The 15659-nt window shown below is 52.1% G+C and carries 16 protein-coding genes; all 16 read right to left on the bottom strand.

Translation table 11 applies throughout. The annotated features are described in order from the left end of the window. Nucleotides 1–6: 6 nt before the first annotated feature. Entirely contained in the window at nucleotides 7–945 is a 939-nt protein-coding gene (gene nadA, locus BM412_RS30505) for a quinolinate synthase NadA (protein ID WP_091225489.1), read from the bottom strand. Nucleotides 946–1323: 378 nt separating this feature from the next. After that, on the bottom strand, nucleotides 1324–3345 hold the full coding sequence (ftsH, locus tag BM412_RS30510; RefSeq protein WP_091225490.1) for an ATP-dependent zinc metalloprotease FtsH: 2022 nt from the start codon (nucleotides 3343–3345) through the stop codon (nucleotides 1324–1326). Between the two features lie 104 nt (nucleotides 3346–3449). Beyond that, the gene (hpt, locus tag BM412_RS30515) at nucleotides 3450–3989 is read right to left on the bottom strand and encodes a hypoxanthine phosphoribosyltransferase (RefSeq protein ID WP_091225491.1); all 540 of its coding nucleotides are present in this window, start codon (nucleotides 3987–3989) and stop codon (nucleotides 3450–3452) included. A gap of 52 nt (nucleotides 3990–4041) precedes the next feature. Then, nucleotides 4042–5490, bottom strand: coding sequence for a tRNA lysidine(34) synthetase TilS (gene tilS / locus BM412_RS30520; RefSeq protein WP_256256676.1), 1449 nt, complete (start codon nucleotides 5488–5490; stop codon nucleotides 4042–4044). Between the two features lie 29 nt (nucleotides 5491–5519). Next, the gene (locus BM412_RS30525; protein ID WP_091225493.1) at nucleotides 5520–6458 is read right to left on the bottom strand and encodes a protein kinase domain-containing protein; all 939 of its coding nucleotides are present in this window, start codon (nucleotides 6456–6458) and stop codon (nucleotides 5520–5522) included. Next, complete coding sequence (locus BM412_RS30530; protein ID WP_091225494.1) at nucleotides 6442–7167, bottom strand: vWA domain-containing protein; 726 nt, start codon at nucleotides 7165–7167, stop codon at nucleotides 6442–6444. Before BM412_RS30530 ends, BM412_RS30525 begins: the two co-directional genes overlap by 17 nt. A gap of 337 nt (nucleotides 7168–7504) precedes the next feature. After that, complete coding sequence (locus tag BM412_RS32300; protein ID WP_177246166.1) at nucleotides 7505–7672, bottom strand: hypothetical protein; 168 nt, start codon at nucleotides 7670–7672, stop codon at nucleotides 7505–7507. Between the two features lie 146 nt (nucleotides 7673–7818). Then, nucleotides 7819–10317: a stage II sporulation protein E gene (gene spoIIE, locus BM412_RS30535; RefSeq protein WP_091225495.1), complete on the bottom strand. Its 2499-nt coding sequence runs from the start codon at nucleotides 10315–10317 to the stop codon at nucleotides 7819–7821. Between the two features lie 414 nt (nucleotides 10318–10731). Further along, nucleotides 10732–11316: a S1 domain-containing RNA-binding protein gene (locus BM412_RS30540; protein WP_091225496.1), complete on the bottom strand. Its 585-nt coding sequence runs from the start codon at nucleotides 11314–11316 to the stop codon at nucleotides 10732–10734. 323 nt (nucleotides 11317–11639) lie between these two features. After that, a complete protein-coding gene (locus tag BM412_RS30545) occupies nucleotides 11640–11969 on the bottom strand; it encodes an FtsB family cell division protein (protein ID WP_090985872.1) in 330 nt (109 codons plus the stop codon). Between the two features lie 23 nt (nucleotides 11970–11992). Continuing rightward, nucleotides 11993–12634: a spore cortex biosynthesis protein YabQ gene (gene yabQ / locus BM412_RS30550; RefSeq protein ID WP_256256677.1), complete on the bottom strand. Its 642-nt coding sequence runs from the start codon at nucleotides 12632–12634 to the stop codon at nucleotides 11993–11995. Then, entirely contained in the window at nucleotides 12631–12915 is a 285-nt protein-coding gene (gene yabP, locus BM412_RS30555) for a sporulation protein YabP (protein ID WP_090985874.1), read from the bottom strand. The genes yabQ and yabP overlap by 4 nt, the downstream gene beginning before the upstream one ends. A 90-nt stretch (nucleotides 12916–13005) precedes the next feature. After that, on the bottom strand, nucleotides 13006–13239 hold the full coding sequence (locus BM412_RS30560) for a hypothetical protein (protein WP_091225497.1): 234 nt from the start codon (nucleotides 13237–13239) through the stop codon (nucleotides 13006–13008). Between the two features lie 181 nt (nucleotides 13240–13420). Next, the gene (locus BM412_RS30565) at nucleotides 13421–13705 is read right to left on the bottom strand and encodes an RNA-binding S4 domain-containing protein (RefSeq protein WP_090985876.1); all 285 of its coding nucleotides are present in this window, start codon (nucleotides 13703–13705) and stop codon (nucleotides 13421–13423) included. Nucleotides 13706–13707: 2 nt separating this feature from the next. Further along, nucleotides 13708–13980, bottom strand: a complete 273-nt coding sequence (locus BM412_RS30570; protein WP_090985878.1) for an HU family DNA-binding protein — start codon at nucleotides 13978–13980, stop codon at nucleotides 13708–13710. A gap of 178 nt (nucleotides 13981–14158) precedes the next feature. Continuing rightward, the gene (mazG, locus tag BM412_RS30575) at nucleotides 14159–15640 is read right to left on the bottom strand and encodes a bifunctional methyltransferase/pyrophosphohydrolase YabN (RefSeq protein WP_091225498.1); all 1482 of its coding nucleotides are present in this window, start codon (nucleotides 15638–15640) and stop codon (nucleotides 14159–14161) included. Between the last annotated feature and the right edge of the window lie 19 nt (nucleotides 15641–15659).

The following is a 15659-nucleotide window of genomic DNA, read 5'->3' on the forward strand; positions in this document are numbered from 1 at the left end:
CGCATGCTACTTCACTTGTAACATGCGCTCCAGGGATAGACGGGCTTGATTGGCAACCTGCTCCGGTACGTAAATTTGCGGCTGCATCGTTTCCAGACATTTAACAAGCTTCTTCAGGTTGTTAACTTTCATGTTCGGGCAAACCAAGTATTTCGTTGCGAAATGGAAGGTCTTGTTCGGGCTGTCCAGACGCAGCTGATACCCTGTGCCATCCTCGGTTCCGACGATAAATTCTTGGCAATCCGATTCTTTACAATATTTGATAATAGCGGTTGTACTGCCGACGAAATCGCCAAGCGCTACTACTTCAGGACGACATTCAGGGTGAACGACGAACTGCGCGTTCGGGTATTTCGCTTTCATCTCTTCTACATCTTTGACGGTCAGCATGTCATGCGTGTTGCAGTAGCCTTCCCAGATGATCATTTTTTTGTCCGTCTTTTGCTGCACGTAATGGCCAAGGTTTTTATCCGGTACCCAAATAATTTCATCGGAATCGACCGAATTCACAACACGCACGGCATTAGCTGATGTACAGCAAATATCAGTCTCTGCTTTGATCTCGGCGGAGGAGTTAATATAAGTCACGACTTTCGCATTCGGATGCTGAGCTTTCAGCTTCCGCAAGCCGTCGACGTTGACCATGTCAGCCATCGGACAGCCGGCACGCTCATCGGGAATGATGACCGTCTTGTTCGGCGCCAGAATTTTAGCGCTTTCGCCCATAAAATGAACGCCGCAAAACACGATTACATCTGCGTCTGTTTCCGCAGCCTTCTGCGCCAGCAGGAAGGAGTCTCCGCGGAAATCAGCCACTTCTTGAATTTCATCACGCTGATAATAATGCGCAAGTATAATGGCGTTACGCTCTTTCTTCAATTGCAACAATCGTTCCCGTAGTTCGCGGTTTTGTTCCGCTTTCCTTTCGAGAGCCAATGCTTCCATAGCTAAATTCCCCTCTTTTCACTAACTTTGTGAACTGATGCACAAACTTGGCTGTTCGTTCACCCTGATTTATCGAAAATGCCCTTATTCCGCTGTGTATTTCATATTCCTTATCATGCCCACGTCATAAGCCGCTTGATTCGCAAGAGCCTTTACAAGGGATTAACCTTAAATTTACACAAGGTAGTGTACGCTGTCAACAGACAAAAGAGGCCGTTTTAACCGATCTACGGAAGGTTTTCGTAAGTAAGGAAGTCACGAAGCCTCCAAGCTTACTCGTCCTCCGACTATAGCGCTAAAGCGCCCTTTCGCAAAAAAGGCTGCCCGCGCAGTTGCCTGCAAACGGACAGCCTTTGTGGACTATCGACTACTATTTCACTAGGACTTCGGCGTACCGTCGTCGTCGTCGTTTTCTCTGTTGTCCGGATCAATCGGAGGTGCCACTTCGCCTGCCTCTTTCGAGCCAATGCGAACCTTCACGCCGCCAATCGTATCGATAATCGGCTCTGCTTTCGGCTCTGCGGAAACGATGTTTGAACTGCCTTCGCCTTCGCCGCCTTCTGCTGTACCGCTTTCGATCAGACGCTTGATTTGCTCAATTTCCAACGTTTCTTCGGTAAGGAGCGTTTGTGCAATAAGATGCATTTCCTTGCTCTTCTCCGTAAGAAGCTTCTTCGCACGAGCATAGCAGTCTTGAATGAAGCTCTGCATCTCTTGGTCAATTTCATAAGCAATGGCATCGGAGTAGTTCTGCTCATGTCCGATGTCACGGCCCAAGAAGACTTGGCCTTGCGAGCTGCTGCCGAATTGCATCGGTCCAAGCTTGTCGCTCATGCCGTATTCCATAATCATCGCACGAACAATGCTCGTCGCTGATTTGAAATCGCTGTATGCGCCTGTGCCGATTTCGCCGATGTAGATTTCTTCCGCTACGCGGCCGGCCAGCAATCCGGTTACTTTATCGAGCAATTCCTGCTTCGTCGTCAGCATGCGGTCGCCATCTTTAGGAAGCATGATGACATATCCGCCTGCGCGTCCGCGCGGGATAATCGTAACTTTGTGAACCTGATCCGCATGCTCTAGGAAATAGCCTGCAATCGTATGGCCCGCTTCATGGTAAGCCACGATCCGTTTCTCACGGTCACTGATGACGCGGCTGCGTTTCTCGGTACCGACGATAACACGGTCAATCGCTTCGTCCACTTCGGTCATCGCGATGTCTTTCTTGTTGCGGCGGGCGGCAAGAAGGGCTGCTTCGTTAAGCAGGTTCTCCAGATCCGCACCGGTAAAGCCCGTTGTCCGCTTCGCGATTACATCGAGTTTCACGTCTTTGGCAAGCGGCTTATTGCGCGCATGCACTTTCAGTACGGCTTCACGGCCTTTGACATCCGGACGGTCAACCGTAATTTGACGGTCGAAACGGCCTGGACGAAGAAGGGCAGGATCGAGAATATCCGGACGGTTAGTTGCCGCCACGATAATGATGCCTTCGTTTGCACCGAAGCCGTCCATTTCAACGAGGAGCTGATTGAGCGTTTGTTCGCGCTCATCATGTCCGCCGCCGAGACCGGCGCCGCGCTGACGTCCAACGGCATCGATTTCATCGATAAAGATAATACATGGTGCGTTCTTCTTCGCATTCTCGAACAAGTCACGAACACGGGAAGCACCGACACCGACGAACATTTCAACGAAGTCCGAACCGGAGATGCTGAAGAACGGCACGCCTGCTTCGCCTGCTACTGCACGAGCAAGCAACGTTTTACCTGTACCCGGAGGGCCGACAAGAAGTACCCCTTTCGGAATACGAGCGCCTACGGCTGCGAATTTACGCGGATCCTTCAAGAACTCGACGACCTCGACAAGCTCTTGCTTCTCCTCGTCGGCGCCTGCCACATCCTCGAATGTAACGCGTTTCTTCTCTTCGTTGTACAATCTGGCACGGCTCTTGCCAAAGTTCATCACTTTGCCGCCGCCGCCTTGCGCCTGATTGATCAGGAAGAAGAACAAAATAAAGATGATCACGAATGGAATGATTGAGGTCAAGAAGGTGAGCCAGATGCTCTGTCCTTCCATCGGCTTAACTTCCATTGCGAATTTGTTTTTTAGCTGCGCGTCGGTTACTTCTTTAACGACGTATTCCTCAACGCTGGAATGGGTGTAGAATTGGGCTGAATCCGAATTTTCCGGTTTGTTCTTGTACTCACCGGTGATCAAGTAAGAGTAGCCGTCGAATTGAAGCTCAACTTGCTTCACATTGTCATTAGCCAGTTCCTGCCTAAATTGATCGTAACGGATTTCAGTGGTGGAGTCATTTTGGCTGCTGATAAATTGGAAGATCCCGACGGTCACCAAAAAAATAATCAAATAAAAGCCAGTATTGCGGATGATCCGATTCATCCCCTACCTCCTCTCAAGACGCAAAAAATAAGATGACCTTGCACGATAAGCCCCCGCATGCGGGAGCCATCGGTACATGGCTGATTGCATGGACTGACTTAACCTTACTTCTCGTAAACCTCAGGCTTCAAAATGCCGATAAACGGCAAGTTGCGGTAATGCTCCGCATAATCAAGCCCGTACCCGACGACAAATGCGTCCGGCAATACAAATCCTTTATAGTCCGCTTCCAATTCCACCTTGCGGCCTGCCGGCTTATCAAACAGCGTAACAAGCGTGATGGACTTGGCATTGCGGCGCTCCAGCACATCGATGAGGTAGCTGAGCGTAAGTCCACTGTCGATAATATCTTCAACAATGAGTACGTCCCGGCCTTGCACCGACGTGTCAAGGTCCTTGATAATTTTCACAACACCGCTTGTTTTGGTCGATTGTCCGTAGCTGGACACCGCCATAAAGTCGAGTTCGACCGGAATTGTGATGGTCTTAACCAAGTCAGCCATAAAAATAAAAGCGCCTTTAAGTACGCAGATAACGAGTGGATTACGCCCCTCGAATTCGCGGCTAATGGTATCGCCTAGTTCTTTTACTTTCTGCTGAATTTGGTCTGCGTCGTAAAGTACTTCTTGAATGTCGTTCAGCAACACGGGCCCTCCTAAATGGTTCTTGCCTATACTATGAATGGATCAGTGCATCTTATTCAAGTTGGTTCAGCGCGGAAGCGTCGAGGTTTACCCGCATCATCATTCTGATAACACGGCTCGTCGTTTCCATCACCTGAGCATGTCTTGATCTTCGAATGCCCGGGATCCAAAGCACGGTTCCGTTAGCGTCGACAACGATCGGCAGCACCTCACGACGTGAGGGCGCGACACGTTCATCAACGAACATATCTTGTACCTTTTTGGTACCATTTAAACCAAGCACTTGCATTCGGTCACCTGGACGGCGATTTCGAACCGTCAGCGGGAATTCGAGCGAGTCGGCATCAAACAGGGCTTCATGTCGATTATTCGGTCTGGGCGCATCGACCTCGGCCCATTCCTCAAGCGACAAATCCGCTCCCGCCTCCGGCAAAGCCAGGCGTACCGCATCTCGGGTCACAACATAAGCATATCCGCTGCGCTCGGGCGTCATTCTCCCCTTATTCGCACGGGTAAATACTAAGCTGTCGTACTCACGCAGAAATCGAACACCGCTGCCAACATCGAAGCTCCACGTTGCAGCTGCGCCATCAGAGGCCGCAATCCTTATCGTTTCTACGCTTTCAAATGAAGTGGTTTCCGTTTCCAAGCCAATATAACTCAATATTAGTTTAATCAATCTCCTTTGTAAAGCGACATGCAGGCCAAGCAGCGCTTTGCGGGTCAATTGGCATCCTTCGCTGTGAGGCGCGATATGGCGCTCAAAAATTGCCTTAGTTTCTTGCTCCAGCCAATCGTCTTCAGCCGATGCAAGTTCCGCCAATCGGACAAGCGACTGGGAAAACTGCGGGTTAAACGAAGCCAAGTAAGGCAGAACGTCCAAGCGGACCACATTGCGAAAATAATACTTCTGCCCATTGCTGCTATCTTGACTGAACGGGATCGCCCACTGTTCACAGTAACGCAGGATGTCTGCCTTGTATGTACGCAAAAGCGGCCGAATAAGTTCCACGTTTTTTTCTTTTCGCCGAATTGCAATTCCTGCAAGCCCTCCGGGCCCGGTTCCGCGAACCACTCGCATCAGCACCGTTTCGGCTTGATCATCGGCCTGGTGGGCGAGCGCAATGCGCGCAGCGCCGTATGTATGGGCGACCTGATGCAAGAAGGCATACCGTTTCTCGCGGGCCGCCGCCTGCGCGTTCATTCTTGTTTCTTCTATATAAGCAGGCAAATTAAAAAGCGCCGTTTCGCAAGGGATGCCGAGCAGCGCTGCGTATTGTCTCACGGATTCAGCTTCCCTCGCCGATTCCTCGCCGCGAAAGCCATGGTCCACGTGAGCGGCAACCAAAGTAAGCCGCTCTTCTCCGGACAGTCGATGGAGCAGATGGAGCAAAGCCATGGAATCCGGTCCGCCGGATACCGCCACGACGACCGTCTCCCCCGGCTGCCACAGCTGCTCTTCCCGAGCTAGCGCGGACAGCTCGCTTAGCCAATCATCCACTTTCCTCATCCTTCCCAAGTTGCGTATTCTTATGATGCGCCGCGCAGCAGCCAATAGATCGTAGTGGCCAGCACGGCCGCTGAAGCGGCGAACAATCCCTTCATCCAGCGAGGTGCCGGCGCGGAAACGGACTTCCCAGCGCCTGATCGATGCATCCACTGCTGCCAGGCAGCAGCCGCTTCTCGGGCGCTTGCAAACTCGCCGTAGAGCGCCTTGCGCAGCCAGCCGCTGAGCGGCTTCAATGCCGCGCTGGTCGCGGCGAGCTTCGCCAGCTCGTCCGGCGTTCGCGTTTGCGGCAGCAGTCCCGCTGAAAGCTGGGCAAGCCGGCGGTTCTCATGCAGCTGGATGCAAAGCACCGCGAAGGAGAACAAATCGTATTGCGCATCCGCCGTACGCGTACCCGCATTCCAGTAGCCCCGGTCGTAGATCTCCGTGAACTGCCGCACGCCTTTGCCGAAGGCAGTAGCGCCGCCGTAGTCCACGAGCTCCGGCCGACCGTAATCGCCGACGAGGACATTCCCTACCTTTAAATCTCCGAACGTCCAGCCGGCTTCATTGAGCTCCGCTAATTTACCAAGCAGGTTAAAGGCGACAACCGGAAACCATTCCTTCCCTTGTTTACCCAAATAATCGGCAAGCGTCATCCCTTTGATATAGCGCATGACATAGAACGGATGCTCTTTGCCGTCTGCGCCGCGGAAATCATCCACATCCACAAGAAAGAGGCCTCCCTTGGTGCCTCTCTTCTGTTTCTGCTTCGAGATCGTTTGTAAAACATTCACTTCCGATTGCAAATCCACGGTATCCGAACCGATCTTCAGCGCGTACAGCTCACGCTGCCGCTCGACCAGAAATACTTTGCCATTGGCTCCTTCGCCGAGCAGCCGTTCCACACGATAGTTGCCCTGTTTCCACTTGCCGCGAATGATCGTGCCGCGCGGAAGCGTCCATTCAAACGACGTAGTCACTCATCATCCCGTCCGTTTCATCATTCTTCCTACTACCATAATCGGCTTTTTGATAAAAATCAATGACATGCACGATCGCAGGACCGGTTGGCGTCGTTCCTCGCATCTGCAGCCGCGGGAATAAAGAGTTAACGCCGCTGATGTTGCTCGTCCAGTCAAGGTCAAGCTTGCAATCCTCTCCATAGGCAGAGCCGGGAAAATGAAACACCGCAATCTCGCTGCCTCCCTGTCTCGACTGCAAGCTGATAGCCAAATCGCGAATGGCCTCTTCTACCGCGTGCAGCTTCGGTTTCATGCTGGCACTGGCATCAATTAACAGCGCAACGCGCAGCTTACTCGTCTCGCTCAGCTCGTCAATAACGCGAACGACTTCACCGCGTTTCTCCGGCTCAAGCTCTTCGATGGACGAGGTGCCGAGCACCTGCTTCAGCTCCCGCTGAACCGCTTGCTGTATCGTCTGCACGACGGTCTTGCGCGTCAGCATTTGAACCGTTTGCGACAGCTGCCGTGTATGCGATAGCCGGCTCAGGCCGCCGCCCGCCCGTGCAATCTCTTCAATTTCCGTTGTACCGAATTCGGCGAGATCCCCTTGATCCACAACGCCGATAACATTCACCGTGATCCCCACTGCGTGCGCCTGCGCTGCCGCAATGACCGGGCTAACGCCTACATTGGAACAGCCATCCGTTACTAATAGAATCTGCCTCATCGTTCATTCCCCCAAAACCTTGGAATCTACCAGCGGATGAATTCCCGCCTGTACCTATCGTCCAGGCAAGTTCCTCCCTAGTACCAGCTCTATCAGCATTGCCATTTTTGAGAGGGGATAACCCTGTTTGGTTGAGGCGCGAGGCTGGTTGGTGAGCGGCGTGGAGGGCTTGTGTGTAGGGGGAGCGAATTACGAGAGCTGAATGGGAGTGCACGATGAGCAGCATTTCTCGATCATCGCAAAGTTAGAGCACGCAAAAAAGAAGCCTGCCGGCCGGACAGGCTTCCAATCCACTTCTATAAGTAGCTAAGGATCTTTAATAATCGCCGTTCCGCGCTTATGCTGCCTCAACGCCTGTATGCGCTCCTGCTTTTGCCGCCGCCTCTTGGAAAATTGTCCGTTTCGTATGTTGATGTTCATCAAATCGGCTCACCGTCCCTATAGTGCTCAACCCGGCCATACCGGATTGGCGGAGTGCAGCCCGCTTAGGCTGATGTGTGTACATTCTGCGATGACAAGCCCTCTCTATCTTCCCGCTCTCTTATTGATCATTTATAATTGCCGGTGCACGTTTCAGTGAAGAAGGATGCCGAATACGTTTCCGCTGCTTGCGCTTCTGGAGTATTTGCTTCAACCATTTTCTGTACATGGTTAGCTCACCGTCCTTGGTCGCTCGACCTTGGTCACGCCAGGCCAGCGGAATGTAGCCCACTCGGGCTGATGTTTGTCCACTCTCGCGACGACAACCGTCATATCATCCACAATGTCGCCTTTGTGGTACCGCACGACTGTTTCAAGCAGTCCATCGGCAATTTCCTGTGGATCATCGGATCGAATTTCTTGAATCACCCGCTTCATCCACATTTCCTTATTTACGGCATGCCCCGGCGCGTCATAGATGCCATCGGTCATCATAATGAGCGTATCTCCCGGCTGCAGCTGCACGCGGATAAGATCTATGTCAATGTCCTGCAAAATCCCTACCGGCAAATTGTTGGCCGTGATCGGAATCACTTCGTTCCCGCGCTTAATGAAGCTGGGCGTTGATCCGATTTTCATAAAAGTCGTCTTCGCCGAGTACATGTCGATAAGCGCAACATCGACGGTTGCAAATATCTCATCCGAAGAACGCAGCAGCAGAACGGAGTTCACCGATTTAATCGCGAGCTTCTCATCCATCCCGGATTGCAGAAGCTGCTGCAAAATCGTCAAAGCAGTACTGCTCTCCTGCTTCGCACGCTCCCCATTGCCCATACCGTCACTGATCGCAACAGCAAACTTGCCATTGCCGAGCTCCACCGTACTAAAGCTGTCTCCCGACAGCAGATCGCCTCCCTTGGCGAGTCCGGCGACACCCGTTTCAATCTCATACGCCTTGGCCGTCCCAAAAACAACGAGCGCAGCACTTCCCTTCTTCTCCGGGTAAGTTTCCGACATCACGGCAATGGGCTCACCCAGAATATCGGATAACAGCGGCGCGATGATTTTGCGGCATTCATCATACCCGCGGCCAAACGTATGGTACACCTCGATTTCAACGTTTCCCTCCTCCAAGTTAATAATTTCAATGCCTTGTATCGATAAACCGAGCCCCTCGAGCGCCTCCCGGATTTGTTCTTCCTGCAGATGCAGCTGCTGCCCCTCCCGCTGGATTTCGCGTGCCAAGTCTTCCATGACTTGAGAAACGCCGGACAGCTGTTCCGCGACAAGCTGCCGTGAATCGTTCAGCTGCTTTCGCCAATGCCGATCATGCTGATACAGCTCATGCTGCTGCTGCATGACGCCAAGCACTTGATGCGGCTTGACGCAATGGACGCTCCACTCCCTCGGCACCTCCTTCGGCCCCAAACGTCGCCCTTCCTCTACGGCTGTCATCATACTTGTCATCATCTTGTACGTATCATAGAATCGCCCCTCCCAGCAAAGTTCCCGCTTGTGGCAGGAATTGCATGTTCGCTCTGCGGCCGCATTCATGAAATGGCCGGCAGCTTCTTCTCGCCTTTCCTTCTCCGTCGCTTCCTGGCCAAGCTGGCCAAAACTCCGGGAAAGCTGGCGAAACACTTCGGAAAACTGGTTTACGCGCTGTGCCGTGACATCTCGGACGCGCCTTGCGTATTCATGCTGCGATTTTACATGCTCCTGCGTGCCGGGCACATATTTCGAAATGATGCGAATAATCGATTTTGGGGTAAGCATAAGCATAGTGGCCGCGATGACCGACTCCCACGTCGAGGCCAACACATCGGCCTGATTTCCGACATAGATGGATAGAATGGAGGAACCAAGCAGCATCCCGAAGGCTACGGCCATTTTGCCGCCTTCACGAAGCAAGCCCGCAAGCAAGCCTGCGAAAGCGAGCAAGCTCATCTGCACAATCGCATTGGTATCCGCCAAACTGAGGATGAGACCGGCGACAACACCCACCGAAGCGCCAAGGGGTGCGCCGCCTACAAGCGCAAAGAGCAGTAACATAAACCTCGACATGATGTGTTCAACGGACAAGCCATATATAGTCCAGCCAACCGCCCCGGTCATAATAGATGCAAGCATAATCATGAGACAGATAATTTCCTCGTTCTTCAGTGCCGAGGATTTCTTCGTCAGCGTCAGCACCGGTATCGCTTGGACGAATACCAGTGTCAGCACGAAAGCAAGCGATGCCTCCACGCCAACCATCATCAGCTCATACCAGTTCAATGTGTCCGTCGTCACAACGCCGAACAATCGGACCAGCATGGTAGCGAGGAAAACGAGCAGCGGCGCGTACGACAGTTCCGCTCGTTCATATGCCTCGAGGCCCCTCATCAGCAAGTACACAACCGCCAGCTCCATCGCGATCCACATCGGTTCCGGCGAGATAGCGAGCCAACTGCCTGCTACAATCGAGGCTGCAACCGGAAGCAGCAGATCTCGGCGCAGAAAGAAAATAACTGTAAAGTAAGCAACCGCAAACGGAGTCAGCGACTCCAAGATGACAGCTCGTCCGAGCAGAAACCCGACAGCCATCAGCGCAAACGTCCATTTTCGCGAGGCCAGCATCCCTGCTATGCGAAGCAACCCGGTTCGTTCCATTCCTTTCCTAAGGGTCGATTGGACGAAGCTTGTTTTCTGAACACCTGGGAACATGACAACTTTAGGTTTGTCCACCATGCCTGATGACACCGCCTTATTCCAAATTTGTATCCCCATTATAGATTTACGATTTTAGAAATGTTTGTCAGAAAGCGTTGTCATGCAAAAGTTTTTTCCGACATTTTCGCGCGTCGTGGGCGGCCCTCTGTCGGGATTGCGGCATCCTAGCGCTATCAAGGGGTCGACATACTTATGCGCCATCTCGTCACCCACCGTTTCAACAAAAAATGTTCATTCCGCTAAGCCGGCGCGTGACGAATCGCCGTCCGAACCTGTCGGGATTGCGTGAGAACAAGAGAAAAGTTTTTGAGATGGGCGGGTATAAATCGGAGCCGATCTGCATAATAAACCGTTGACAGCCCCTTCATACCGAAAAAGACAGCAAAAAAGGCAGTGCCTCAAGGGGCACTGCCTGATTCTCATACTATGCTATTAATCGCGCTTAGCACCACGGCCACCGCGTTTGGATTCCGTGTTCTTCTTCAGCGAAGACATACGCTCTTCGCTATCCTTCAGGAAGCGTGACATTTTATCCTCGAAGGACGGTTTGCCGTAAGCAGGTTTACCGCCGCCAGCTTTATTGAATGGACGTCCGCCACCACCGCCGCCTTGACGATTAAAACCACCACCGCCACCGCTTGGTCCGCGATCTCCACCGCCGCCTGGCCCGCCTGTACGATTGAAGCCACCGCCGCCGCCTGCACCTGTCCGGTTGAAGCTGCCTCCGCCTGGTCCACGATCTCCACTGCGTTCACGCTGAGGAGGTGCTGAGCCTTCTGGTCGGTCGATTGCTTGCTTAATGGAAAGCCCGATTTTCCCGTCTTTATCTACATTAATGACCTTCACTGAAACGACATCTTCCAGTTTCAAATGGTCTTTAACATCTTTGACGTAGTTATCGGCAATCTCTGAGATGTGAACTAGCCCTGTGACACCTCCCGACAAATCGACGAATGCTCCGAAATGCGTAATGCCTGTCACCTTGCCCTCTAACTTGGCGCCCACTTCAATTGCCATAGGTAAAAATGTTCCTCCCTAACCGTTATGCGAAGCCATTAGCTTCGAGTTCTCTCAGCCTGAGGCTGCGAGCAAAAAAATAATGATATGACTACGGTAAGCCGATAAAAATATGGTTACTAAGCTGATTATACTCCAATGGGAGAAGCAAGGCAACAGGACGGATACCCGTTGTTACGCCCATCCTTGAGGAATGCCGGGTTGGCCGAGTTCACCCCAAACCAATCTCGCACAGATGAATGCTGAACCGACCGGAGGTCTGTTCAAACCAATCATCATAGATGAATGCTGGGTTGACCGAAGGTCTTCCCCAAACCAATCATCTACGGCTGAGTAACGACCTCAATCCGCTTCTCGCCTTTGCGAACCATACCTTGTTCCTTCGTTGCCAGCTGACCGATGTACTCCTTATCGCTCAATCGCGCGACTGCAAGCTTCAGCTCTTCGACCTGCTTGGCCGCCGCGTCGATTTTCTGGGAGGCATTCGCCAGCTTGATCTCAGCTTGTCCTTGCCGATCAAGCTGAGAGATCAGCGTATATAGCGCCCAGCCCATGAAGAGAACGATAAAAACAACCCAGATCTTCAACCGGCGCTTCGTTCCTGCATATTGCGCCGCAGCGGATGAATGAGAGCTTGTTGTAGTTGTCGCCATATCACGGACCTCCTGACGTTAGATTAATCGTCTTTCTTCTCTTGCTTCCGATTCTTCCAGCGCTGCCATAGCTTGTTCAATCCGGTCCGAAGTGCAGTGACTCGTTCCGGTATTCGCCACTTGGTTATAAGGGGATTTACCCAACGTTTCCAAGAGCGAAGCAGCGGCTTCCAAATCGGCTTGGTCATCCATGCCGCAAGCAGCCAAAATGGACGTACCAATTGTACCACAATTTTGAAAAGGAAAATAGCAAATGCTCTCAAAAACGCGAAGAGCAGCTTCCCAATTCGATAGAGCAGCAGCAGAGGACGAATAATCAACAGATCAAAAGCACGGATCACAAATTTGATAACCGCGCGGACGGTGCGAATCAGGACATGCACCAGCTGCATCGTGATTTTGCTGAACAACCAGTAGTAACAGCCGATGCCCAGCAGCAGCCCGATAAACACATAGGCCCGCACTTCTCCTTCGTTGCTCGCGGAGAGCACCTGAAAGACAACCAATGTAGCCGCAATCCAGTAGAGCAAGTCGAAGATCGGAATCCATAGCCGGCTGATTCGCAGCTCGTCCGATACGACACGATACCCATCGAATACGACGCCCATCCCGATCCCAGAGAGCAGCATCGTAATCATGGTCCACCACTGAACGGTCAGACTCACTTGAATATCTTCCCGAACAAGCCCTTCGACTTGCTGCCCGTATTGCCATCCAAGTAAGTGAGCGAATGAACCAGCCCTTCAATGGCGACCAGTCCCTGCTCCAGACTGAGATGCTTCATATGCAGGTTCTGCCCGCGGATCGCCAGAAAGCCCAGCTCGGTCTCCAGCAGAAACTCTTCATTGTCGAAGCTCTCCACATTCATTACGCCGGTAATCTCAAGGATCTTGCGGTTAAGCATTTTGATTTCCTGGCGCTTCTGTCCCTTCGCTTGCTCGATCATTGCTCGTCCCCCTCCTCAGCACATCTATCACTGAGACTAGCCTATGGGGGATGGACAGGTTTTAGAACTGCGAACTGCGAGATTAGAGCGTTACGTTTTTGGCAGGATCATAGATTTGATGACTTGAACGAGCAACGCAAACGCAAAGAATAAGACGCATATTCCGCCGATGGCGCTAATGATTCGTATAGCCGTTCGGATGAATAGGTAGCAGCTCGATGACTCTGCCAGTGTTAAAAAGACGGCACCGAACAACGAATCGTTCATACAAAGCAGCGCAAGCCCGGCCAGAATGCCGAATACATCGTTTTTATGAGCGTACATCGTCTGTTCACCTCGTTAGCTAAAATAGAATACGCCGTTTGTGAGATTATAGCATTTTTATTCAAAATATGGATACAGAATCGTTAACGAATCGTAGGGGTCTTGGACAATAGATTGCCGGGCATAAGAAAAACAGCCTCCGCCGGGTATTCCCCGATTGAGGCTGTCCTGTAATAGCTGCTTACGCTTGCCAGTCGAGCTTGTTCTCTTGCTGGCGCGCTTCTTCTTTCAACAAAGTATACATCCCGCTAGCCTCGTCCTTCTTGGTCGTCTCCAAGATCCGCTCGACGCGGACGGTGACGATCTTCTGGCCGTATTGAATTTTGAGCTCGTCGCCGGCTTTGACGGTGCTGCTCGCTTTGGCTTCACGATCGTTAATCCAGACGCGGCCTTGTTCGGACACGTCCTTTGCGACAGTACGCCGCTTGATTAAACGCGATACTTTGAGGAATTTATCCAGACGCATTATTACTTGATCGCGTCTTTCAATTTATTGCCGGCTTTAAACGCTGGAACTTTGGATTCTGCAATTGTGATCGGGTTGCCCGTTTGCGGGTTGCGACCTGTACGGCCGGAACGCTTACGAGTTTCGAATGTACCGAAACCGATCAATTGTACTTTGTCGCCGCCTGCCAGAGCATCTGTTACTTCGCCCAGAAAGCCGTTCAATACGGATTCTACATCACGCTTAGTCAAACCGCTTTTTGCCGAGATGTTGTTGATCAAGTCTGTTTTGTTCATGGTTAATGGCCTCCTAAAAGTTCAATTATACTTGTAGGCAGTGTTTAGACTGCCGCATAGCTTAGTTTCCTCAGCTACTACTTCTGCCTATTAGCAAATAAATCCTGCTGAATGGAAAATTATTTTCACGTTTTGTGAGGAAATAAGCCGAATTTTGACGAATCTACAATCCTTTTTACTAGGGAAGCTTCTTGGCATCCTCCCAGTAACGATCCATCTCTGTTAAATCAGTTTGGTCAAAGGTTCGGCCGCTTATACGAAGCTGCTCCTCAATATATGAAAATCGTTTCTTAAATTTCGAATTGGTGCGAGAAAGCGCCTCTTCCGGATCGGCGTGGATGAAGCGCGATACGTTGACTGCCGCAAACAACAAGTCCCCGAGCTCGTCCGCCTGCTCCTCAGCGTCCTTGGATTGAATGGCCTCGCGCAGCTCTTGAAGCTCCTCGCCAACCTTGTCGAGCGCCGGGCCGATATGATCCCAGTCGAAGCCGACTTTGGCCGCTTTCTTCTGAATCTTGTAAGCTTTCATCAGAGCAGGCAGATCGGGCGGAATGCCATCGAGTTGCGAGGCTGTGGCAGGATCAATGCCCTTGCGGCGCTTCTCCTCAGCCTTCATCTGCTCCCAATTGCGCAGCGCTTCCTCGGAATTGCCCGCGCTCGTATCGCCGAACACATGCGGATGACGGAACAACAGCTTCTCGTTCAGAGATTGAATGACATCATAGACGGAGAAGGTACCGACCTCTTCTTCCATCTGGCTGTGCAGCATCACTTGTAAAATAACATCTCCGAATTCCTCGCGCATTCCGTCCGGATCATCGTTATCCAGCGCCTCAATGGCTTCATAGGTCTCTTCGATGAAATTCTTGCGAATCGATTGATGGGTTTGCTCCCGATCCCAAGGGCAGCCTTCGGGGCTCCGCAATATCGCTACGATTTCATGCAGACGCTCGAAGGAGCGATTGCGCAGCATATCGTCCGTGGAACGCGGCAGCCAAATCAGCGAGAGGTTGCCATAGCCCGGCGTCCGGTCCAGCTCGTAGAGCGGAACGGTGATGATTTGCTCTTCGCCGGGTACGCCGAGCGCGTGGCCGATTGTGATCGGGTGATCATCGGGCAGCAGCTCCATGAGCGTCAGCTTCACATCCGAAGCCGTAAACTCGTCATACACTTGACCGATGACGGTATGCAGCTCCGTGCGAATCAAGGAAGGTTTTAATTCAGCGGCATCCAGAAGCTGAAAGCCTTCGATCGGATCGAATCCCAGCCTTGTAAAAGCTTGATCGAGGAAGCTTTCGCCGCCAAGAATGGTCAGCTCAACGTTGTGCTCCGGGCAACGCTCGCGCAGCAGCTGAACGGTCCGCTCGGCTACCATGGGATGACCGGGCACGGCAAAGATCAAGCTGCCTTTCGTACAGGCGTTCGCGATGAGCTGCTCGGCGATGGCTTCGTAAACATCCGGAAACGAATCCATCTGCTCGTATAGAAAATCGAAGGACTCGTATGCTAATTGATGATCGCTGAACAGCTTCATCATCGGATGCTTGTCCGTACGAACATAGCGATTGGACGCTTCTTGCAGTCTGCGCCAAACGCCCAGCGTCAGCTGGTCTTCGTCGCCGGAGCCCAGTCCGACTACGGTTATGGTTGGATTTTGCATGTATGTATGTTCCTCCTTT

The sequence above is a fragment of the Paenibacillus sp. BC26 genome (genome assembly GCF_900116125.1).
Classification (GTDB): domain Bacteria; phylum Bacillota; class Bacilli; order Paenibacillales; family Paenibacillaceae; genus Paenibacillus_Z; species Paenibacillus_Z lignilyticus.

Excerpts from the sequence above, each read along its gene's own strand:
- nadA (WP_091225489.1), bottom strand. The coding sequence starts at position 945 with ATGGAAGCATTGGCTCTCGAAAGGAAAGCGGAACAAAACCGCGAACTA.
- ftsH (WP_091225490.1), bottom strand. The coding sequence starts at position 3,345 with ATGAATCGGATCATCCGCAATACTGGCTTTTATTTGATTATTTTTTTG.
- BM412_RS30530 (WP_091225494.1), bottom strand. The coding sequence starts at position 7,167 with ATGAGGCAGATTCTATTAGTAACGGATGGCTGTTCCAATGTAGGCGTT.
- BM412_RS32300 (WP_177246166.1), bottom strand. The coding sequence starts at position 7,672 with ATGTACACACATCAGCCTAAGCGGGCTGCACTCCGCCAATCCGGTATG.
- spoIIE (WP_091225495.1), bottom strand. The coding sequence starts at position 10,317 with ATGGTGGACAAACCTAAAGTTGTCATGTTCCCAGGTGTTCAGAAAACA.
- BM412_RS30540 (WP_091225496.1), bottom strand. The coding sequence starts at position 11,316 with ATGGCAATTGAAGTGGGCGCCAAGTTAGAGGGCAAGGTGACAGGCATT.
- BM412_RS30545 (WP_090985872.1), bottom strand. The coding sequence starts at position 11,969 with ATGGCGACAACTACAACAAGCTCTCATTCATCCGCTGCGGCGCAATAT.
- yabP (WP_090985874.1), bottom strand. The coding sequence starts at position 12,915 with ATGATCGAGCAAGCGAAGGGACAGAAGCGCCAGGAAATCAAAATGCTT.
- BM412_RS30560 (WP_091225497.1), bottom strand. The coding sequence starts at position 13,239 with ATGTACGCTCATAAAAACGATGTATTCGGCATTCTGGCCGGGCTTGCG.
- BM412_RS30565 (WP_090985876.1), bottom strand. The coding sequence starts at position 13,705 with ATGCGTCTGGATAAATTCCTCAAAGTATCGCGTTTAATCAAGCGGCGT.
- BM412_RS30570 (WP_090985878.1), bottom strand. The coding sequence starts at position 13,980 with ATGAACAAAACAGACTTGATCAACAACATCTCGGCAAAAAGCGGTTTG.
- mazG (WP_091225498.1), bottom strand. The coding sequence starts at position 15,640 with ATGCAAAATCCAACCATAACCGTAGTCGGACTGGGCTCCGGCGACGAA.